The following is a 15,687-nucleotide window of genomic DNA, read 5'->3' on the forward strand; positions in this document are numbered from 1 at the left end:
GGGCTATTTGAGCAGGTTGGCGGTCATGAACCCCAGCGCCACCAGGCCCAGGGTGAAGATGACCCCGCGCAGGACCGCCGGGGAGAGCCGGCGCCCCACCCTGGAGCCAATCACGCCGCCGATCAGGGAGCTCACGGCGATCAGCCCGACCACACCCCAGTCGATCCGGTCGAAGGCGAACAGGAGGTAGGAGGCTGCGGCCACCACGTTCACGCCCAGGACCAGGAAGTTCTTCATCGCGTTGGCGTTCTGGATGGTCCCGGTCATGAACACGCCCAGGATGCCGACTAGCAGAATGCCCTGGGCCGCGACGAAGTAGCCGCCGTAGACGCCGGCGAGGTACACCAGCACCACGAGCAGGACACCGTGGCGGCGGTCCCGGATCGCGTGCTCGGGGTTCTCCTCGCGGTTCCTCACCCACCGCTGCAGCCGCGGCTGGAAGACCACCATCAGCAGGGCCAGCACGATCAGGACGGGGGCGGCGTAGTAGAAGACTTTCTCGGGCAGGTGCAACAGCAGATAAGCGCCGGTGACGGCACCCAGCAGGGAGGCCGGCAGGAGCCGGAGCAGCTGCTTGCCGCGGCCCTCGAGTTCTTTCCGGTAGCCCCAGGCGCCGGTGGCGTTGCCGGCCACGAGCCCCATGGCGTTGCTGATGGAGGCCGTGACGGGGGCGTAGCCCAGGGCGATCAGCACCGGGAACGTGACCAGGGTGCCGGATCCGACGACGCTGTTGATGGTGCCCGCCCACAGCCCGGCGAAGAATATGAGGGCGCTATTGAGGAGCTCCACGCGCGGTCAGCGGCCCCGTCAGCGGCTGGCGGTCGCGGTGTACCGGCCCGCGTTGACGCTGACGTCCAGCGGCAGGCCGAACGTTTCGCTCAGGTTTTCCGCCGTGAGGACCTCCGGCAGCGGGCCGGAAGCCACGACGCCGCCGTCGCGCATGAGCATCGCGTGCGTGAAGCCCGGCGGCACTTCTTCGAGGTGGTGGGTGACCAGGACGATCGCCGGGGCGGCGTCGTCGCGGGCGAGTTCGCTCAGGCGCTGGACCAGGTCCTCGCGGCCGCCGAGGTCGAGCCCCGCGGCCGGCTCGTCCAGGAGCAGGAGCTCGGGATCGGTCATGAGGGCGCGGGCAATCTGGACGCGCTTGCGCTCCCCCTCGGAAAGCGAGGCGAAGGGGCGGTTGAGCAGCGGGCCCATCCCCCACTCGTTCAGCAGCCCGAAGGCGCGCCGCTCGTCCTCCTTCTCGTAGCCCTCGCGCCAGCGGCCGGTCACGCCGTACGCGGCGGTGACCACCACGTTGAGGACCTTCTCGTGCTCGGGGATCTGGCTGGCCAGCGCAGCGGAGGACAGCCCGATCCGGGGGCGGAGCTCGAAGACGTCGACGGCGCCGAGGACTTCCTCGAGGATGCCCGCCATTCCGGAGGTCGGGTGGATGCGGGCCGCGGCCAGCTGGAGGAGCGTGGTCTTGCCGGCGCCGTTGGGGCCCAGGATCACCCAGCGTTCGCCCTCTTTGACCTGCCAGTCGACCTTGTCCAGGAGCGTCTTCGCCCCACGTACAACACTGACCCCGGCCATTTCAAGAACATCACTCATAGGAGTAGACACTAGGACAAAAAAGCGGGCGACTGATAACCGGCGCCGCGCCCTGCCGTGGAGCGTCACGCGGCGCCCGCCCGGGCGCAACGAATTCGGGCCGCCCGCCGCCCGCTCGCTAGGATTGAGGCCATGAGTTCGAACGTGACCGCAGTGAGCTACGGCCTGAAACTGTCCCTTCCCGACATCCAGCGGCTGCGTTCGCTCCTGACGGCCGCCGGGCTGGGCGTCGGGGCGGAAACCCGGACCGGCGACGCCCGCTTCGAGGTATACGCCGTCGACTGCGCACTGGACGCCTCGGGGGCAGGCTCGCCCGACGCCGCCACAGCCGCCGCGGTTGCGGAAGCCCGCCTGGACGGTGCGCGCCGTGCGCTGGCGGCCGCCGGCATCGAGGGCGTCGACACGGCCCTGGTTCCGGCAGCACTGCGCAGCGCGCCCCGGAAGTTCCTCATCATGGACGTGGACTCCACCCTCATCCAGCAGGAAGTAATCGAGCTGCTGGCCGCCTACGCCGGCAAGCGCGAGGAAGTGACGGCGGTGACCGAGGCGGCCATGCGCGGCGAGCTGGACTTCGCCCAGAGCCTGCACGCCCGGGTGGCGGTCCTCGCGGGGCTGCCCGCGGACGTCGTCGAGTCGGTCCGCGCCGAGGTCAGGCTGACCGAGGGCGCCGCCGAGCTGGTGGCGGCGTTCCAGGCTGCCGGCCATGCCGTGGCCGTCGTGTCCGGCGGCTTCAACCAGATCCTCCGGCCGATCGCCGAAGACCTGGGGCTGCACTACTGGATCGCGAACGAACTCGAAATCGTCGACGGCGCCCTGACCGGCAAGGTGCTCGGCGACGTGATCGACCGGGCGGCCAAGGAGAAGTACCTGCGCGAATGGGCTGCGGCCGAGGGCATCCCGATGGAACACACGATCGCCGTGGGCGACGGCGCGAACGACCTCGACATGCTGGGCGCCGCCGGGATCGGCATCGCCTTCAACGCGAAGCCGGCCGTCCGCGCTGCCGCGGACGCCGCCGTCAACCTTCCCTATCTTGACGCCGTCCGGTATATCGCCGGAGTCTGATGCATTAACCGGGAAGGCACGTCCCGGCAATGTTTAGTCAAACATTGCCGGGACGTGCCTTCCCTACGCGCCATTCCAGCGCGTGGCGGCCTGCGCCTAGCTGGAGCTCTTATCCGCTGCCTGGTCCGCGGTCTTACCGAAATAATCCGCACCGCCAACGTATTCCGTGTGGCCGGTTTCGACGTCGGCCGAGGCCATCTTGGCGACCTCCGCTGCAAACTCCTTGACCGAGTACAGCTTGCCGGCTTCTGCGCGGCGGGCCTCGATGGCGCCGGGGTTGGACCGGTCAAGCAGGGTGGCCGTGACGGTGCCCTCGATCATGTCGCCGGAGACGACCACGAGCGTGATCCCCTTCTCGGCCAGGTTCGGGACCAGTGCCCGGAGTGCATCCTCGCCGGCGCGCTTGCTGCGGGCCACGGGCTCGTACTCGGGCATGGTGGGCACCGTGTCGATGAAGTGGGCCTGGTGGCTGGTCACGAAGACCACGCGCGAGCCGTGGGGCATGAGCGCGACGGCGGCGTTGAGCATGTTCACCTGGGCGTCGCGGTTCAGCTTCAGCGCGTAGCCCTCTTCCATGCCGGTCTCCATGCCGCCGGAGGCGTTGAGGACCAGGAGGTCGAGCGAGCCGAAGTTCTCCATCGCGGCGCTGGCGAGGGCCTGGACGCCTTCCTGGGTGGTGAGGTCCGCCCCGACGGCCGCGGCACGGCCGCCGTCGGCTTCGATCTCGGCGACGACCTTGTTGGCGCGCGGCGCCTTCTGGCGGTAGTTGACGACGACGGCCGCACCCTCGGCGGCGAGGATTTTGGCCACTTCGGCGCCGATTCCGCGCGACGAACCGGTCACGATCGCAGTCTTGTTCTCCAGCAGTCCCATACGAGCTCCTTTGTTCCAAACGTCCAAATACTGTGGGTCTGCAATCCATCATGCCAGCGGACCGCGCCATTACAGTTGTTCAGCATCCACAAAGAAGCCCCGGCGGCGTAGTTCCGTCGTCACGTGGCTTGAACATGCCGGGGGTGGGTCAGCCGCGGTCGATCCGGATCTTCGTCGTCGCTTCACCGGTCACAACCTTGGGCGCCGGTGCGCGGACTTCCAGGACGCCGTCCTTGTACGTGGCGGTGATGTCTTCTTCCCTCACCCCTGCGGGCAGCGCGATGCTCCGGGCGGCCCGGCCGTAGCGGAACTCCGAGCGGTAACCGTCCTTGCTCTTGTGCTCGGACGACTCCCGCCGCTCCACCGCAATATTTAGCACGCCCTCGCCGACCGAGACGTCGACGTCCCGGTCCGGGTCGATCCCCGGCGCTTCCGCCCGCACCACCAGGGTGGTGCCCTCCTGGAACTGTTCGATCTTGATCCCTGGCGCTATGGACAGATCACCGTCAAGGAAGCGGCGGACCGGTTCCAGCATGTCCGAGGGCGTCCATTTGCTGAGATCACTCATGATTTCCTCCTGCGTCCACGCCCCTGCCGCGGCATGGTCAGGGGCTGTGAGCCCATTACACGCTCCAGGAGCCCCGGAGCCAAGGGCAAAAAGGCCCGGCCCGGAACCCGGCCCGGAAAACTGTGCGTCTCCAGTGGCCCGGTCCGGGTTGCAATAGACAGCGGACTCAGAACAAGCGGACACAGAACAAGCGGACACAGCACAGCGGACGACGGCGGAATCCGCCGTCGTCCGCTGTGCTCCGCAGGAGTCCTGTGTCGTCCTGCTGTGTCAGGGGCTAGTGGCCCATTCCGAGGCCGCCGTCGACCGGAATGACCGCACCGGAAATGTAGGACGCCTCATCGCTGGCGATCCAGCGCACGACGTTGGCGACCTCGGAGGCCTCGGCGAAGCGGCCGGCGGGGACCTTGGTCAGGTAGTCCTTCTGCGTGGCCTCGGGCAGCTCGGCCGTCATGTCGGTGTTGATGAAGCCGGGCGCGACGACATTCGCGGTGATCCCGCGTGCGCCGAGCTCGCGGGTGAGCGACCGGGCGATGCCCACCAGGCCTGCCTTGGAGGCGGAGTAGTTGATCTGGCCCGGCGCGCCGTAGAGGCCGGAGACGGAGGAAATCAGCACCACGCGGCCCTTGCGCGCCCGGATCATGCCCTTGGATGCGCGCTTGATCACCCGGAAGGCGCCCGTGAGGTTCGTGTCGATCACCGAGGTGAAGTCGTCTTCGCTCATCCGCATCAGGAGCGTGTCCTTGGTGATGCCGGCATTGGCCACAAGGACTTCCACCGGGCCGTGGGCGGCTTCGACTTCCGCGAACGCGGCGTCCACCGACGCTTCGTCTGTGACGTCCGCTTTGACGCCGAGGATGCCCTCGGGCAGCGGCGATTCGCTGCGGAAGGTCACGGCTACCTTGTCGCCGTTGGCCAGGAAGGACTCGGCGATGGCCAGGCCGATCCCGCGGTTTCCGCCGGTGATCAGAACGCTGCGGCCAGTGGTGGATGTGTCAGTCATATGGGGCTCCGGGATTCTGCGGCAGGGAGGGCCGCGCTGGGGGCTGGAATTTTCCTGCCTCCGATCTTAGCGCCCGGTGCGCTTCCGTTTGGGCGGCTCCGCCGATGGTGAGAGAATCGAAGTAAGCCTTGGGAGCGTGATCTGACAGCCGTGACACTCAAAAACCGACCCGGTGCTCATGTGCCCGGGAGGCCGGACTCCGAGTCCGGCGGTACCGAGGTGCACAGCATCACCGACGCCGCTGCTGCGCACTCGGACGAGATGCACCAGCGGATGGTGAAGTATGCCATCGCCATGGGCATCCGCATGGTCTGCCTGATCCTGATTTTTGTCGTGGATGGCTGGTTCAAGCTCCTGCCGATTGCCGGCGCTGTCTTCCTGCCCTGGGTGGCGGTGGTGATCGCCAACGGCAGCGACAAGGCGGAAATCCACAGTGACTCGCTCCTGGACTATGCTCCGCTCGCAGAGCTGGACGCACCGGACACCGCGGGCCCCGCCGGGCAGGATCCAAACGGGCAGGATCTGAGCGACGGCGCAGATGGTTCAGGGACGCTGCTGCAGGGTGAGCTGATCGAAGATGAGAACGACGACGACCACGGACGGGCAGCTTCATGAATCTCTTTGACCTGGCCGGGACCGGTGGGGACAAGGCCGCGGCCCCGGGCACCGTCTGCTCGCGGAAAGCCTGCCGCGCGACGGCGGAATGGCAGCTGCTGTGGAACAATCCCAAGATCCACACCCCGGAGCGGCGCAAGATCTGGCTGGCGTGCGGGGAGCACCGCGCGTGGCTTGAGGACTACCTCCAGACGCGCGGACTGTGGAAAGAGACTGTGGTCCTCGGCGCAGAGAACGTCCCCCTCCCGCCAGTGACCGCCCCTCTCGACCCGTCAGGCAGGATCGGCTGAATGTACCGCTTTCTCTTCTCCAGTAAATGGCTGGGGTACTTGTTGCTGGCCGCGATTTTCGCTGCCGGCTGCGTTGGGCTGGGCCGGTGGCAGATGGACCGCCGCGCCGAGACCCTGGCCGAAATCAACCGGGTGGTCTCCAACTACTCGGCCACCCCCGTGCCGTTCGCCGATGTCCGCGACCAGTTCAGCCGGCTGAATCCGGAGCGGGAGTGGACCCAGGTGGAACTGAAGGGCAGCTACGACGCCGCCGGCCAGCGCATTGTCCGCAACCGCCCGCTCAACGGCCAGCCCGGCTACGAGGTGGTGGTCCCCTTCAAGCTCCAGTCCGGCGAAACCGTGGTGATCGACCGTGGCTGGCTGCCCATCGGCAACAACACCCCGGGACGGCCCGACTCAGTGCCTGCCCCGCCGCAGGGGCCGGTGACGGTGGTTGCCCGCCTCAAGCCGGCCGAGCCCGAGCTGCAGCGCGGCGCCCCTGACGGACAGCTGGCCTCGATCGACCTTTCCGCCTATTCCGGGCAGCTGGGCTATCCGCTGCTGACGGGCGCCTACGGACAGCTGGCCTCCGAGTCGCCGTCGGTGCAGGACATGCCGTTCCCGTTCCCTAAACCGACGACTGATGAGGGCACCCACCTGTCCTACTCCCTGCAGTGGTTCGCGTTCGGCGTGCTGATGTTCGTCGGGTTCGGCTACGCGGCCAGGCAGCAGGCCCGCAACGCCGCGATCGACGCGGAGGACGCCGAAGCCGAGGCCGCCGAGGGCGTGTTCCTGCACTCCAGCGGCCCGGTGGCCCGCCGTCGTCCTGCTCCGCGGAAGCGCAAGAACGCGACGGCGGAAGAAGAGGAAGACGCCATCCTCGACGCCCAGGGGTTCTGAGCGATGAGCCCTGACGCCTTTCCCGGCCCGGTGGCCAACGTCAAGCGGGCCCTCACCGCCCTGGGCGCCCAGGACACCGTGACGGTGTTCGACGCGAAGGTGCCGACGGCGGCAGCGGCCGCCGCGGCGCTGGGCTGCGATGTCGCGGCGATCACCAACAGCCTGGTGTTTGAGCTCGAGGGCACCCCGCTGCTCATCCTGGCCAGCGGCGCGGCCAAGGTGGACGTCCGCAAGGTCGCGGACCGGCTGGGCACGGGCAAGATCCGTCGTGCCTCCCCCGAGTTCGTCCTGGCCCACACCGGCCAGGAGGTCGGCGGCGTCGCCCCGGTAGGCCACCCGGAGAAGATCCGGACTCTGCTGGATGAGTCGTTGTCGGCCCACCGTGTGCTCTGGGCGGGCGCAGGGGATCACAACTCGATGTTCTCGATCAGCTACGCGGACCTGCACCGGATCACGGCCGCGGAAGAGATGCCGGTCCGCTGACCCTGCTGCCTCGCTGCTGGGGCCACCCGGCTGCCTCGCTGCTGGGGCCGTTTTCAGTGCCGGGAACGGCCCCGGCTGCGGGTCGGTTGGGTGACTTACGCCAGCGTGATGAGGTCCAGGTAGTCTTCGTTCCAGTGGTCCTCGATGCCGTCGGGAAGCAGGACGACACGCTCCGGGTTGAGCGCCTCGACGGCGCCCTCATCGTGGCTGACCAGGACGACGGCGCCGGTGTAGTTGCTCAGGGCCCCGAGGATTTCGGCGCGGCTGGCGGGGTCCAGGTTGTTGGTGGGTTCGTCGAGGAGCAGCACGTTCGCGCTCGAGGCCACGATGGTGGCCAGCGCCAGCCGGGTCTTCTCGCCGCCGGAGAGCACACCGGCGGGCTTGTCGACGTCGTCGCCGGAGAACAGGAATGAGCCCAGGATGTTGCGGACTTCCGCGTCGTTCATGTCCGGGGCGGAGGAGCGCATGTTCTGCAGGACAGTGCGGTCCACGTCGAGCGTCTCGTGCTCCTGCGCGTAGTAGCCCACCTTCAGGCCGTGGCCCGCAACGACTTCGCCGGTGTCCGGCTTGTCGACGCCGGCCAGCATCCGCAGCAGCGTGGTCTTGCCGGCGCCGTTGAGGCCCAGGATGACCACCTTGGACCCGCGGTCAATGGCAAGGTCGACGTCGGTGAAGATCTCCAGCGAGCCGTAGGACTTGCTGAGGCCGTCCGCGGTGAGTGGGGTCTTGCCGCAGGGTGACGGGTCCGGGAAGCGCAGTGCTGCCACGCGGTCGGTCGCGCGGACGGCTTCGAGGCCGCCGAGCAGGCGCTCGGCACGCTTGGCCATGTTCTGGGCGGCGACGGCCTTGGTGGCCTTGGCGCGCATTTTGTTGGCCTGGTCGATGAGGACCTGGGCCTTCTTTTCCGCATTGGCCCGCTCACGCTTGCGGGCGCGCTCGTCCGTTTCGCGCTGGTTGAGGTAGCGCTTCCAGTCCATGTTGTAGAAGTCGATCTGCGCGCGGTTGGGGTCGAGGAGGAAGACCTTGTTGACGGTCGCTTCAAGCAGTTCGGTGTCGTGGCTGATGACAATCAGCCCGCCCTGGTGGTTCTTGAGGAACTCACGGAGCCAGGAGATGGAATCGGCGTCGAGGTGGTTGGTGGGCTCATCGAGGAGCATGGTTTCGGCGTCCGAGTACAGGATGCGCGCAAGCTCGACGCGGCGCCGTTGTCCACCGGACAGGGTCTTGAGCGGCTGGTTCAGCAGCCGGTCCGGCAGGGCGAGGTTCGAACAGATCGCTGCCGCCTCGGCTTCGGCGGCATAGCCGCCGGCGGCCAGGAATTCGGATTCAAGCCGGTCATAGCGGTTCATCGCCTTGCGCTGGACCGTAGCGTCCTCGCTGGCCATCTCTTCGTGCGCCAGGCGGAGCTTGCCCACGGCAATGTCCAGGCCGCGGACGGACAGGATCCGGTCCCGCGCGAGCTGCTCCATGTCCGGGGTGCGCGGATCCTGCGGCAGGTAGCCGATTTCGCCGGTGCGGGTTACCTTACCGGCGGCGGGCAGGCCCTCGCCCGCGAGCACCCGGGTCAGCGTTGTCTTGCCTGCACCGTTACGGCCGACCAGACCGATCTTGTCTCCCTTGTCGATCCGGAAGCTCACCTGGTCCATGAGGAGGCGGGCGCCGGCGCGCAGTTCGAGATCCTGGACGGTAATCAATGCAGCTAAGGCCTTTCACAACAGGGAATGCCGCGGCACGACGGGTGGAGTCTGGGCGGGGCCGGGGCAGGGCGATGCGAGAGCACAGCCTCTGCAAGTCTACCGGCACCACCCCGGCTCCATGACATTGGAACGTATGGCACTAGGCAGCCGCCGTCGCGATGCTGGCCTGGCCGGCTGGCCGTGTTCATTGGCGGTGCCCTCCAGCAACCGGGCCGCGCGTTAGTGGGGCGCCTACAAAAAACCGTCCGCGCCGCGACCGTACAGTCGATATCACAATCCATATTTCCGCAGCAGCTCCCTGAGCAGCACCCCGACAGGAACATCATGACGCAAACCGACCGTCCCGCCGCAGCCAGGACCCCGCGCCGCCGGGTCCGCTGGAATGCCACCGACCTTGGCCTCATCGCCGTCTTCGCCGCCCTGGTGGCCGCTTCGGCACTGATCGCCGCCATTCCCGTAGGCGGCCTCGGCGTGCCCATCACGCTGCAGACCCTAGCCGTCATGCTCACGGGCCTGGCCCTGGGCCCTGGCCGGGCCTTCGCCGCCGTCGGCCTGTACCTGCTCCTGGGCTTCGCCGGCTTGCCGATCTTCAGTGGCGGCCGCAGCGGGCTGGGCGTCCTCGCCGGACCCTCCGCCGGCTACATCATCGGGTTCCTGCTGGCCGCCACGGCCGTCGGCTGGCTGACCGTCGTCGTGCTCAAGCGCACCGCCAACCGCAAAGGCAGACTGCGTGCCATCCTCTTGTTCGCCGCCGCCATGGTGAGCAGCATCGTCTTCATCCACGGCCTGGGCATCCTGGGCATGATGGTCAACGCCAAGCTGGACTTCTCCAAAGCCTTCCTGGCCGATCTCGTGTTCTACCCCGGCGACATCATCAAGAACGTCCTGGCCGTCAGCATCGCCTTGGCCCTGCACAAGGCCTTCCCGGACCTGCTGCTGCGCCGTGTCCGGACGGTTGACACCCGCCCGTGAGCATCATCGTCCTGGACCGGGTTTCGGTGCGGGTGCCGGTTGACGGCCGCCCCGCACCCAAGACGCTGCTCCAGGAGTTTTCGCTCGACCTGACGGAACGGCGGATCGGGGTTATCGGGGCCAACGGCTCGGGCAAGTCCACCCTCCTGAGGCTCCTGAACGGGCTCGTGGCACCCAGCGACGGCACCGTGAGAGTCGACGGCGCCGATACGGTCCGGGCCGTCCGTGAGGTCCGCCGCCGCGTGGGCTTTGTCTTCACCGATCCGCTCTCCCAGCTCGTGATGCCCACCGGACGCGAGGATGTGGAACTGTCCCTGCGCCGCTCCATCCGTAACGCCCCTGAGCGCCGGGCCCACGCGGAGTCGGTGCTGGAACGGTTCGGTCTCCTGCCGCTGGCGGACCAAAGCATCTATGAGCTCTCCGGCGGCGAACGCCAGCTCCTGGCGCTGGCCGCGGTCCTGGCCGTCGATCCGGAGGTGCTGGTCCTGGACGAGCCGTCCACACTGCTGGATCTGCGGAACCGCGAACTCCTGCGGCGCACCCTCGCCGGGCTCCGCCAGCAGGTGATTCTGTCCACCCACGACCTCGAGCTGGCACTGGACATGGACCGCGTCCTAGTGGTGGATGCCGGGAAGGTGGTGTTCGACGGCGAACCGGCGGCCGCCGTCGCCCGTTACCGCGCCCTGTGCGCGGCGGGCCTGCCAGCGGCTGACGGCGTCCCAGCAGGCGGTGGGCTCGGCGGCGTAGCCGGCGGCCGGCTGGAGCGGGCCGTGCCCGACCAGGCCCGGCGGGAGCAGGCGTGAGCGGCCACGGCTTCCTGCTGGCGGCGTATGTGCCGGGCTCGTCCCTGGTCCACCGTGCGCCGCTGTGGCTGAAGTTCCTGCTGGTCGTTGGGTGCGGAATGACGTCGTTCCTGATCGCGGACTGGGCCGTGTCGGCCGTCATGCTGGTGCTGCTCTGCGGACTGTTCCTGCTCAGCGGGGCCGGCCCGGCCCGGCTGTTCCGGGCGGTGCGTCCGGTTCTTCCGGTACTCGTGGCGATCGGGCTTTTCCAGTGGTGGCAGCTGGGCGCACCGACCGCCGCCCGGATCGTCCTGAACGTCCTGGTCTGCGTCGTCGCGGCGTCAATCCTGACCGCCACCACTCCCGTGCAGGCCCTCCTCGACGGCGTGGCGTCGCTTGCCCGGCCGTTCCGGCGCTTCGGTGCGGACCCGGAACGCTTCGCCCTGACCATCGCCATCATGCTCCGCAGCATCCCGTTCGTTGCCGGGGCCTACACGGACGTGCGCGACTCGGCCCGGGCGCGCGGACTCGAACGCAACCCGCGGGCCCTTGTGTTGCCCGTCTTCATCAGCACGGTGGCCTTCGCCCGGCAGACCGGCGAGGCCCTCGCCGCCCGTGGGCTGGGTGAGCCGGAGGACCCGGAAGACTAGGCCCGGATGGCCGGGCCGCGGTTCCGCTGCCAACCCAGTGGACATGCCCTCCCCTGGCCGCAGCCAGTGGACCTGCCCTCACGTCGCTGCGGTGGCGTTCGCAGGTGACCCGGTGCCGCCGGTGATGTTCAGCGGTTTGATGCTGACGAAGGCGTCCCAGGTTCCGGTCTTCTTCATGTGTCGGCTGAGGGGTCCCAGCTTCCAGAGTTCGCCGAGCGGCATGCCGAGTTTGGCCAAGAGCTGTTGGTGCATCATGCCGTGGTCGTTGGGCGCCGATAACAGAAAGGGGCTTTCGGGAATGACGGGCAGGCATTCGAGGGCGAAGTTGTCGGCGGCAATCAGCGCGAGGCGGTGGTCCCAGGCCCAGGCGACGAATTCCTGTGATTGGGCGATGCCGGTGGCGCGGCGGCTCTCCCGGGTCTGTTGCTTGTCCGCCATGGTCAGGGCCAGGAACCATTCACACCATCCGGTGTGGAGCATGAGGATGTCGCCCGGCTGGATGGTGAGGGATTGGGCCTGGATGGCTGCCTGGATCAGGTCAAGCCCGAGGGGCTCACCTGCTGTGTGGTCAATGGGAGTGCCTTCGCCGGTGCGGTAGCCGTCGAGGTCGACGAGCACTCCCCTGCCGACGATGGGTTTGTCAGCCCATTCCTGGATGCCGAGGTCCGGGGTGCCTTCCGTAATCCGGTCATCGCGGGTGCCGTTGTAGAAGCCGATGTCGTCTGCCCGGCGGTGCCGGAGCCCGTCGACCTGCGTGGATCCCTGGAGGTAATACCCGTCCAGGTAGTCGTCCCGGTGGGCCGGGTGGGAGGAGTAGATGGTGTGACGAGGGGCGCTGCGCTTGAGTGACATTCCGGGATCGAAGGCATCGGCCGGGTAGTCCAGGCCGAAGACCACGCCGGTCCTGATGCAGTTCCTGGCCTCCAGGGTGGTGTCCTGCGTGATGAAGGACGGCGTTCCGCGGTCAGGTTGGGGAAACAGCCCCCACGACGTCCCGGATAGCGCACCCTCCCGTTCGAGAAGTTCGGCGAAGGACGGGTAGGTTCCGGATTCCCTGGTGTCGGTCATCGCGTCGCTGCCTTCTGGGGAGTCTGTTCTTTGTTTTCGTAGCGCTTGTAGTTGAGGAAGAACCCGGCGATCGCACAGATCGATGCCGCAAGGCACATCGGGGGCTTGACGGATTCGTTGAAGAATACGAGCCATTCGCTCTGGCCGGCGGCAAGGGCGACGGCCTGGCCCGTCACGAACAGGACTCCGCCGGCGAGGAGGGCGGCGAGGCTCACGACGAAGATGACTTCGATGGCTCGTCTGATCTTGTGCATGTCGCGGTTCCTTTAGATCGGCAGGATGCCGAGGATGATGAGCACGCCGATGCCCAGCAGGGGCAGGGCGTAGTGGGTGAGCAGTCGGGCGAAGGTTTTGATCGGGTCCACGTCCGCGATGCCGCAGGCGACATACAGGGGCGCGCCTCCGGGGGGAACGGCGGCTTCGCAGGATGAGAAGACGAGCACGGCGACGGCGGCGGTGGTCGCCGGAACACCGGCGCTAACGAGTGTGGCGACACCGACGGTTCCGACGGCGGCCATGGTGGCCGTGGCGGAGAGGGGCGCGGCGACGGCGATGACGATCAGCCCGATGAGGATGGCTAGGAGCCACAGGGGCAGGTTCATCCGGTTGAGCAGTGCCGTCATTTGCTGGGGCAGGCCGGTGGCGGCGAGGGCGTTGGCGCCGGCGAAGGCAAAGACGACAGTGATGCCGACGATCCCGAACCTCGGAGCGGACTCCTGCAGCAGGGTCCACCAGCCCCGGCCGCTGCGTGGGAGGTTTTTTCGGCCGAGGACGGCGCCGGTGATGATCAGGACCACCGGGATCCAGACGATGACGCTCAGGGACTTGGTGATGTCTCCGCCGGTCCAGTCCGACAGTGCGGTGGCGATGAAGGCGGAGGTGATGATCAGTGGGATGGCCACCACGACGAACAAAAGCAGGGTGGCCCAGCCGCGGCCGAACGCCGCCCGGACCGGCAACCGGTGCGCGGCATCCAAGGGTGTCATCCCGCTCTTGCGGATCAGCAGCCAGGTGACGATCAGCCGGTGCAGGAAGCACCACAGCCCGCCGATGAACAGCGGAAGCACGAGTTCATTGACGTTGAGCAGGGGCCCGACTGTGGCGGAGCCGACCAGGACGAACATCGAGGCGCTGAACGGGAAAGTAATGCCCATTCCGGCGTTTCCCGCCACGAGGGTCGCGGCCGCGGGCTTGTCGAGCCGGGACTTTTCCATCCACGGGATGGTCACGGAACCCACGGTCGCGGCGATCGCCGCCTGGTTGTGGACCACCCCGCCGAGGCCTGCCGACGCCACGGTGGACACCCAGGCGGGGCCTCCCTTGGTACCGCCGATCAGTGAGTTCAACAGGTCGATGAGCCGGTCCAGCACTCCGGTCTTGTCCAGCAGGTACCCCATGAAGACGAACGCCATGGTGGCGTAGACGATTTCATCAGTCACCGCCGTATAAAGCGAGGACCAGCCGATCTGCGCCGCTGTGACCCCCGTGAAAGGCAGGACGACCAGGAATCCGAGGATCATGGCCTCTCCAACGCTGCGCTTGAGAAGGGTCGTCCACAGCAGGATGACGGCCAGATAGGCTGCCAGGGCCCAGATGCCGATCATGCTGCTGCTCCTGACGGGGTAGTGCTGGTTTGCGGATGGTTCATCATTGATTCCTGTAAACGATTCTGCCTGAGGTCGGGGTCAGCGCAAGGCCGGCGCCGCCTGTGCTGATTTCTCGGCGATGCGCGTAAGTGCCGCAGCGGAGGCTGTGGTCATTTCGGCGGGGACTCCGAGGTCGGTGAGGTAGCCGGCAGTGTCCTGCATCTCCTTGGAACGGCGCAGGGCGTGCTTGGCTGTGCCGGTGAGGAACCTGTCGATGACTGCCTGGCCGTCCCCCGCCAGCTGCCTGGCGATCTGACTCCGGATCCAATCTTCCAGTCCCGCGGCCCGTCCCGCCGTGACGGCTTCGACCACCACGGAGGCCAGGCCTTTCATCAAGACGCTGCGGAGCAGTTTGTGGGCCATCGCGGCCCCGGGCTCGCCGTCGGCGATTTCGACCTCGGCACCAAGCGGCGCCAGGAGATCGGCAACGGCCCGGGACCCCGGGCCACTGACCATCAGCGGGGTCTTCTCGCCCAGCGCGGCTACGGGCCCGAGGATGGCGACGTCAACGAAGAGTGCCGGACTGGGCAACTGCCCAAGTTCCCGCATGACGTGCGGTGAGGACGAGGTGAAGTCGGCATAGCAGCTGCCCTCCGGCAAAACGGGCAGGCATTCCTGGGCCACACTGCTGGCTGCGGCCGCTCCGGTGAGGACCAGGACAACGTCTGCGCCAAGGCACGCCTCGGCCGCGGTTGCTGCCCTGGTGACGCCGGCCGGGGTGGATGGTGCGACGGGATCAAATCCTGTGACGCTGTGGCCTGCCGCAATGAGTGCAGTCGCGTAGGTGGCTCCGGCTTCGCCGAGGCCGATGATGGTGCACGCGGTCATAGTTTTCTGTCTTTCTTGCTTTAGTGTCGGTCGGCGATGATGGCGGCCCGGCGGGTGGTTTCGTCGTCGAAGACTGCTTCGGCGGCTTCGGCTACAGCAATTGCCTGTTCCCTGGGGATGACGACGACGCCGTCGGAGTCGCCGATGATGATGTCCCCGGGCAGGACGGGGATCCCGCCGAAGGAGATGGGCGTGCCGAGACGGGAGGGTCCGTTCTTGTATGGTCCGGCCGGGGTGATGGCGCGGGCAAAGACGGGCATGCCGATCTCGCGGAGGGCTTCGGCGTCGCGGGCTGCCCCGTCCAGGGCGAAGCCGGCGAGGCCAAGATTGATGGCCCGTTCGCCGATGAGCTCGCCCAAAAGTGCCCGGGATTCGTCTCCGCCGCCGGCGACGACGATCACGTCCCCGGCGCGGGCGAGCTGCAGTGCGCGGTGGATGCCCTGGTTGTCCCCGGGGCGTGTCCAGACGGTGAAGGCTGGTCCGGCGAGGCGGGCGCCGGGCCAGATTGCCTGAATGGCTGAGTCCGCGATTCCGAGGCGGTCCATGGCGTCGCCGATGTTGGCGGCGGGAAGTTTGGCAAGGCGGCCTATCAGGTCCGGGTCGGGGCGGACGAAGTTTGCGTCGATGTCCTCAAGGACAGGAGTTGTCATGGTGGATTCTTCCGTGGGTGGCGGC

19 protein-coding genes are annotated in these 15,687 nt (G+C 67.7%); 8 read left to right on the forward strand and 11 right to left on the reverse strand.

Annotation, left to right across the window (positions count from 1 at the left end; translation table 11 throughout):
• Window positions 1–3: 3 nt before the first annotated feature.
• Together AC1DKN_RS18290 and AC1DKN_RS18295 are read right to left on the reverse strand one after the other, a co-directional pair.
• Window positions 4–789, reverse strand: coding sequence for a sulfite exporter TauE/SafE family protein (locus tag AC1DKN_RS18290; protein ID WP_476872117.1), 786 nt, complete (start codon window positions 787–789; stop codon window positions 4–6).
• Window positions 790–807: 18 nt separating this feature from the next.
• Window positions 808–1,593, reverse strand: a complete 786-nt coding sequence (locus tag AC1DKN_RS18295) for an ABC transporter ATP-binding protein (RefSeq protein ID WP_476872118.1) — start codon at window positions 1,591–1,593, stop codon at window positions 808–810.
• Window positions 1,594–1,725: 132 nt separating this feature from the next.
• Between AC1DKN_RS18295 and serB the strand changes: the two genes are divergently transcribed.
• Window positions 1,726–2,658, forward strand: coding sequence for a phosphoserine phosphatase SerB (serB, locus tag AC1DKN_RS18300; RefSeq protein ID WP_476855908.1), 933 nt, complete (start codon window positions 1,726–1,728; stop codon window positions 2,656–2,658).
• A 96-nt stretch (window positions 2,659–2,754) separates the two neighbouring features.
• Here serB and AC1DKN_RS18305 read toward each other — a convergent pair whose 3' ends face one another.
• The 3 genes from AC1DKN_RS18305 to AC1DKN_RS18315 all read right to left on the reverse strand — a co-directional run bounded on the left by AC1DKN_RS18305 (window position 2,755) and on the right by AC1DKN_RS18315 (window position 5,102).
• On the reverse strand, window positions 2,755–3,531 hold the full coding sequence (locus tag AC1DKN_RS18305; protein ID WP_476849639.1) for an SDR family oxidoreductase: 777 nt from the start codon (window positions 3,529–3,531) through the stop codon (window positions 2,755–2,757).
• A gap of 148 nt (window positions 3,532–3,679) precedes the next feature.
• Window positions 3,680–4,099 carry an Hsp20/alpha crystallin family protein gene (locus AC1DKN_RS18310; RefSeq protein WP_028275538.1) on the reverse strand — a complete coding sequence of 140 codons (420 nt, stop codon included), beginning with the start codon at window positions 4,097–4,099 and terminating at the stop codon, window positions 3,680–3,682.
• Window positions 4,100–4,376: 277 nt separating this feature from the next.
• A complete protein-coding gene (locus AC1DKN_RS18315; protein WP_476872119.1) occupies window positions 4,377–5,102 on the reverse strand; it encodes a beta-ketoacyl-ACP reductase in 726 nt (241 codons plus the stop codon).
• Window positions 5,103–5,252: 150 nt separating this feature from the next.
• Between AC1DKN_RS18315 and AC1DKN_RS18320 the strand changes: the two genes are divergently transcribed.
• The 4 genes from AC1DKN_RS18320 to AC1DKN_RS18335 are packed head-to-tail and all read left to right on the forward strand — an operon-like array spanning window position 5,253 to window position 7,369.
• On the forward strand, window positions 5,253–5,717 hold the full coding sequence (locus AC1DKN_RS18320; protein ID WP_028275536.1) for a DUF3099 domain-containing protein: 465 nt from the start codon (window positions 5,253–5,255) through the stop codon (window positions 5,715–5,717).
• Complete coding sequence (locus tag AC1DKN_RS18325; RefSeq protein ID WP_476872120.1) at window positions 5,714–6,007, forward strand: hypothetical protein; 294 nt, start codon at window positions 5,714–5,716, stop codon at window positions 6,005–6,007. Before AC1DKN_RS18320 ends, AC1DKN_RS18325 begins: the two co-directional genes overlap by 4 nt.
• On the forward strand, window positions 6,008–6,886 hold the full coding sequence (locus tag AC1DKN_RS18330; RefSeq protein WP_476849637.1) for an SURF1 family cytochrome oxidase biogenesis protein: 879 nt from the start codon (window positions 6,008–6,010) through the stop codon (window positions 6,884–6,886).
• A gap of 3 nt (window positions 6,887–6,889) precedes the next feature.
• The gene (locus AC1DKN_RS18335) at window positions 6,890–7,369 is read left to right on the forward strand and encodes a YbaK/EbsC family protein (protein ID WP_476855913.1); all 480 of its coding nucleotides are present in this window, start codon (window positions 6,890–6,892) and stop codon (window positions 7,367–7,369) included.
• A 95-nt stretch (window positions 7,370–7,464) separates the two neighbouring features.
• Here the strand turns inward: AC1DKN_RS18335 and AC1DKN_RS18340 are convergent, their stop codons facing one another.
• Window positions 7,465–9,063, reverse strand: a complete 1,599-nt coding sequence (locus AC1DKN_RS18340) for an ABC-F family ATP-binding cassette domain-containing protein (protein WP_476855914.1) — start codon at window positions 9,061–9,063, stop codon at window positions 7,465–7,467.
• Window positions 9,064–9,390: 327 nt separating this feature from the next.
• Here AC1DKN_RS18340 and AC1DKN_RS18345 point away from each other — a divergent pair, with 327 nt between their 5' ends.
• Genes AC1DKN_RS18345 through AC1DKN_RS18355 form a run of 3 tightly spaced genes read left to right on the forward strand, consistent with a single transcriptional unit; the run spans window position 9,391 to window position 11,470 of the window.
• The gene (locus AC1DKN_RS18345; protein WP_476849634.1) at window positions 9,391–10,038 is read left to right on the forward strand and encodes a biotin transporter BioY; all 648 of its coding nucleotides are present in this window, start codon (window positions 9,391–9,393) and stop codon (window positions 10,036–10,038) included.
• Window positions 10,035–10,841, forward strand: a complete 807-nt coding sequence (locus tag AC1DKN_RS18350; protein WP_476872121.1) for an energy-coupling factor ABC transporter ATP-binding protein — start codon at window positions 10,035–10,037, stop codon at window positions 10,839–10,841. Before AC1DKN_RS18345 ends, AC1DKN_RS18350 begins: the two co-directional genes overlap by 4 nt.
• Window positions 10,838–11,470, forward strand: a complete 633-nt coding sequence (locus AC1DKN_RS18355; RefSeq protein ID WP_476849632.1) for an energy-coupling factor transporter transmembrane component T family protein — start codon at window positions 10,838–10,840, stop codon at window positions 11,468–11,470. Before AC1DKN_RS18350 ends, AC1DKN_RS18355 begins: the two co-directional genes overlap by 4 nt.
• 78 nt (window positions 11,471–11,548) lie before the next feature.
• On the opposite strand, the gene AC1DKN_RS18360 is transcribed toward AC1DKN_RS18355, so the two are convergent.
• From AC1DKN_RS18360 to AC1DKN_RS18380, 5 genes are all read right to left on the reverse strand, one after another.
• Window positions 11,549–12,538 (reverse strand): cyclase family protein, encoded by a 990-nt coding sequence (locus AC1DKN_RS18360; RefSeq protein WP_476855917.1) that lies wholly within the window; start codon window positions 12,536–12,538, stop codon window positions 11,549–11,551.
• Entirely contained in the window at window positions 12,535–12,792 is a 258-nt protein-coding gene (locus AC1DKN_RS18365) for a hypothetical protein (RefSeq protein ID WP_476872122.1), read from the reverse strand. Before AC1DKN_RS18365 ends, AC1DKN_RS18360 begins: the two co-directional genes overlap by 4 nt.
• A gap of 12 nt (window positions 12,793–12,804) precedes the next feature.
• Window positions 12,805–14,142 (reverse strand): TRAP transporter large permease subunit, encoded by a 1,338-nt coding sequence (locus tag AC1DKN_RS18370; RefSeq protein WP_476872123.1) that lies wholly within the window; start codon window positions 14,140–14,142, stop codon window positions 12,805–12,807.
• An 81-nt stretch (window positions 14,143–14,223) separates the two neighbouring features.
• Entirely contained in the window at window positions 14,224–15,012 is a 789-nt protein-coding gene (locus AC1DKN_RS18375) for an NAD(P)-dependent oxidoreductase (RefSeq protein ID WP_476872124.1), read from the reverse strand.
• Between the two features lie 20 nt (window positions 15,013–15,032).
• A complete protein-coding gene (locus tag AC1DKN_RS18380) occupies window positions 15,033–15,662 on the reverse strand; it encodes an RraA family protein (RefSeq protein ID WP_476872125.1) in 630 nt (209 codons plus the stop codon).
• Window positions 15,663–15,687: the final 25 nt, after the last annotated feature.

This window comes from Arthrobacter sp. 01N444 (assembly GCF_056399305.1).